At 54.0% G+C, this 4,289-nt stretch carries 4 protein-coding genes and 1 pseudogene; 3 read left to right on the top strand and 2 right to left on the bottom strand.

Translation table 11 applies throughout. The features are described from left to right. The 3 genes and pseudogenes from AC19YX_RS35175 to mobI all read left to right on the top strand — a co-directional run. A pseudogene (locus tag AC19YX_RS35175) lies at window positions 1-127 on the top strand (IS5/IS1182 family transposase); the annotation flags it as partial. Between the two features lie 160 nt (window positions 128-287). Further along, window positions 288-869 (top strand): hypothetical protein, encoded by a 582-nt coding sequence (locus AC19YX_RS35170; RefSeq protein ID WP_017735520.1) that lies wholly within the window; start codon window positions 288-290, stop codon window positions 867-869. 410 nt (window positions 870-1,279) lie between these two features. Next, window positions 1,280-1,741: a conjugative transfer protein MobI(A/C) gene (gene mobI / locus AC19YX_RS35165; RefSeq protein ID WP_014754508.1), complete on the top strand. Its 462-nt coding sequence runs from the start codon at window positions 1,280-1,282 to the stop codon at window positions 1,739-1,741. A 369-nt stretch (window positions 1,742-2,110) separates the two neighbouring features. Here mobI and AC19YX_RS35160 read toward each other — a convergent pair whose 3' ends face one another. Together AC19YX_RS35160 and AC19YX_RS35155 are read right to left on the bottom strand one after the other, a co-directional pair. Further along, window positions 2,111-2,476, bottom strand: coding sequence for a hypothetical protein (locus tag AC19YX_RS35160; RefSeq protein WP_017735521.1), 366 nt, complete (start codon window positions 2,474-2,476; stop codon window positions 2,111-2,113). A gap of 548 nt (window positions 2,477-3,024) precedes the next feature. After that, complete coding sequence (locus AC19YX_RS35155; protein WP_017735522.1) at window positions 3,025-3,999, bottom strand: hypothetical protein; 975 nt, start codon at window positions 3,997-3,999, stop codon at window positions 3,025-3,027. Between the last annotated feature and the right edge of the window lie 290 nt (window positions 4,000-4,289).

The raw sequence follows: 4,289 nt of genomic DNA, 5'->3' as shown, positions 1-4,289 counted from the left end.
TGGCTGGCTGAAAGAAAATCGCAGGATCGGCACTCGCTATGACAAGCTGGCCAAGAGCTTTGCAGCCATGGTCACCTTGGCCTGCAGCCTACGTTGCATGCGGCAATACTTTTCGTACAAAGCCTAGATTATGGGCTTTGTTGCATGAGGGTCCTGCAGTTGACAGCGCACCTCCTCCTGGAGCAGAAGTGTCAGGCTCTGTGGCATCCCCGGCAGCAAACAGTTCCCAGAAAGCAATTCCGAGCCAGGCAGAGCCAGCTATTACGCCAGCAGTGATAGGTGTTGAGATGCCCGTCATTTCCGGCTGGTACACGTTCTGCCCTACCGCGGCTGACCAAGGTAGCCCAAAACTTCTGGATCTCCTTTATGACGTGCGAGCGAATGCCGGCAAAGTGGCCTTCTTCGACATACAGGTGGACATCGACTGCGTGTTGGGCAGGCAGCCGGACTATGATGCTGCGTTCAGTAGGCTCGAGGACGCGGACGAGGTAATTTACCTCTTGCGCGTGCCCCTAGTAATGGACGGCGATCCTGTCACGCCCCGGCAATGGATTAGCGGCAAGCGCGATCCCTCCGTTCTGCGTACCATGTATAGCGACAATGGTTCCGCGATAGCGATACACAATGGGAACGACAGTCGTAATCCCCTGTCACGTTTCCAGCCCCATGTTGAGGGAAGCAACGACATCCTCTTCGGGCCCTATGCGATAAAGGAAAGCTCCGACGACGATGCCATCACGTTCGATCTGAACGCTTCGTTTCTTGACAGTGCCGCTCTGCAGCAGGCGACCATTATCGCGGAAGAACTCCGTGCTACCCGTGCGCTGCCTACGACTTTGCATTCGCCAGTCGGGAAAGGCGGGTCATAACCGTTTTTGTTTTGCGCAACTGCCATTCTGCTTGTGGTTGGGAATGTTTGCGAACCAACACCGCAATGTTCGAAGCGCGAGCGGTAAAGATCCGGCTTGGGGCGGAAGCCGTCGATCAGAAGGATCAGCTCTTGGCCATTGCCTGCTTATCGTCACTTTGGCATTCGTTGATTCTGTTCAATCTCGAGCCAGGGCATCCGTCGTCGTCTGTTGTGCATCCTTTGCACGTAATGTTGCTGTACGTCTGCAATGTCGTCATCTGCCGCCCATCTAACGCGCGGCAGAGCGGCAGCGGTGCATTGCCAACTCCGCTTCCGTAAATTTCTGACGGTAAAATCGCCTGAAAGCGAATTTTTGATACCGGATGAGATGCCACCATTTGGGCTCTAGAAGCAGTTGGAGCCTTGGCCATGAGCAAAGAACCGCAAGCGATAGTCGCCTTGCTGGATCAGCAATATGAGCAGTTGTTGGTGGACGCGAGACGCCTGGTAACAAGCTATGTGGATGCGTCCATGAAGCTGTACAAAAAGACTGGGGCCAGATCTGTTGTAGCTGCCGTGTCAATCAAGCAAACGAGCCCGAATGCGTACTCGATCTACTGGTGCAAACTGGTGCCACTGCATGGGCAAAAAAACAAATTCGCGCCCCTTACTATTGCCAAGGGCAATGGCAAACACAAATACCCGGCTTCCTCGTTCGAGTTTGTTAAATACCCTTACCGCCGCCTGGTTTTGCAGGTTGAGGAGCGTCTTGCTGAGATTCGTAGCATTGCCAGCGAGAATCGTCAGCTGCGTCGGACGTTGGTCGCTTATGAAAAGAAACTGTCTAGATACCAAGCGCTTGATCATGGCGGTCTCTATTCGGGAGAGTAGAGGCTGAGTGCCTATAAGCAGTGCCGAACGGATCTGAACCGATTTTAGCGTCCGAAAGCCCCGTGCAGCATGGTCTGACGGGGCTTTCTTGTATCAGCAGTGAATTCCTGTGCGACATGTTGCAGCGCTTGAGTAGGTTACGGGCTATAAGCAGTGTAGTGCGCTAAATCTACTCGCTGCCAGCCAGCAGGCCAGTGCATGCGGGGTTCACAGGCTATATTTGCTATTAGCAGTGATGCGTACGTCCAAGGCTGCTGGCCAACTGCGATCTGTATTAGCAGTGAGAGGCTTCACTTTCATAAAATAAACATTGGTAGGTGCCGGTCTAGCTGGTACCTGTGTCGCGCAGCGGATGGCGGCGGTGATGCGCTACCCTTCACTGCATCGCTGCTGTTCGAATGCAATGCGGTTCATTACGCAGATGGGGATGGGGTAGCCCTGGATGTGGGTCGTGAGAGCCTCGCTGCCGGCGATCACCATGATGCAGGAGAGGCCTCTGCGGAAGCGCATTCCTCGTCCCGAGTAATTGCGCGGGATGATCTCCCATGATTCGTCGTCGTAGTAAAAACCAACGATTTCTGACCAGTGCGATTGGACGCCCGCGCCCATGATGCCTACTGGTGTCAGGCAGAAAATTTCTACCTGGGTTTCCTGCCCAAGAGGTACGGCGTAAACCCGACCGTTTGGTGCAATGGGTGGGAAGTACTGCCCGTTACCGAGGTGGCGAAATTCCATGGTGGTGCTCCGGATAGATGAGGTCGCTAGACACTCTCCGGTAGTTTTAGGAAAACCCAAGATCAGATGTTGCCTGCGAGTCGGCGCACGGGTTATGGCGTACCGGGCAAGCTAATTCGCCACATCGAGAAGCGAGCATGCCGTTGATCTAAGCGCTTCGGCGCTCCGGTCATTTTCGCATTGACGCGGCAACTGACTACCCAGCCAAGGTCATCGCTGATCTCATGGACTTGGGTGGCAAATATTGCGTATCGCAGTAGTGATGCCTTGCAGGTGGATTCGGGTAGGCGCCCGCTGCCGATGAAAAGGCAGCGGACAGTTTGTTACAGGTATCTGGTCATACCGCTGAAGACTCAATCGTCGCCACGCTTCTTGTCCAGATACGCTGCGACCATGTAGCCAACAGCACCTGTGATGGTGAGCGCACTGATGACCGCAAGTACCGCATATACCAACAATTCAAAACGATCCACGCCCTGACTCCTTTGACTCGAGGTAAGCCAAGTTTAAGGGCGTCTGATCTAATCCCAAATCTGCTGCGTAGTGCCTTAGCGGCTGGTACCGGCTGCTTCCTTCAGTAGGGTGGCTCGGGCACCGACGTATGCATCAGTTTCCCAGATACGTAAATTTCCGAGCTCGTAGGCGACGTGATCCCGCGCCTCTAGATCCTCGTCGTGGGGAGCGTTTCCCCCAAGAATCGGAGCTTTATGATCGGCCCATTGTTCGTAGAGCTCGCAGGCATACGCTGAGCGGCAATCATCAAAATTTAACCCATGAGCAAGCAAAAGCTCCTTAGCTGCAGGTAGGCTGTTTTGCCGCCATATCCGCCATGCTTCTTGTCTTGGATGGTGACAGTGCCGCACACCTTGAACTGCCGAGGCCGTTTCCAAAACGGCGATCTGCTTGCCCCCTGAGATATTAATTTTGCGGTGATCGTATGGATCTTCGCTGCCGTTACTTACCGAATGATATCCGTCTGCTTTGGCGTCATTCAGAGCTATTCGGGCATCGAAGAAAAACGCTTCACGCAGCGAAATGCCCAGATACCGCACTAACATAATCACCACCGCCAGGTGCTCAGAGAGGCGAGTTTGAACGTCTTCTACAGCTGCCTCGAACCTCGCTTGATCAAGGCTGCGCGGGACGGTAATCCGTGCATGGTTAGGAAAGCCAATACGGTCGCCAACGTCAGCTGTCGCGACTTTCCAGCCACCATCGGTTGCAAGGGCCATTACTGAATACACGGTCTCAAGCAAGTTCGCCGCGCCTTGCTGCGAGAGATTCCCGTGGTACACCTGGATACAGAGTTCTTCGCCGTATTGCCGCACCAGTTTTTTATTGACGAGCTCCAGGATGTCCACCTCATGAGACTCCTTGGCGTAAATACTAAACTGGGCCCACTGCTGGTCGTGGATCATTGCCTCGTGTTGGCTGAGGAGGCCGCGCCGGACTGCCTCCCTGAGGATCGCCGAACCGGCCTTGCTCAAGTCCCGATCAAAATGTAGGTGGAAACTCTGCTTCATGGTCATTCCTCCAATCAGCTCAGGTGCTGAGCTGCTGTAGGGAATGTTGAGGAAGAAAAAATATCCTGTGGTTCGTTTTCGGTCGCTTTCAGCACCTGAAATTGACGAGCGCATCCGTCCCGTAAACGGTCGTTTATGGCACACCTATTCCAGATGAGCTTTTGTGTCGTTTTCAGAAGACGACCGCACCATCTGACTGGATGTAACGCCTGGTGTGCATACGGCTCCTGACAGCCCAATATCAGGAGTCGTCTGCACCAATCTCGACTATGCTCAATACTCGTGTGCAC

The organism is Pseudomonas sp. MF09150 (assembly GCF_059862355.1).
The sequence above is the reverse complement of the archived record's forward strand: the minus strand, read 5'-3'. Positions and strand labels throughout refer to the sequence as shown.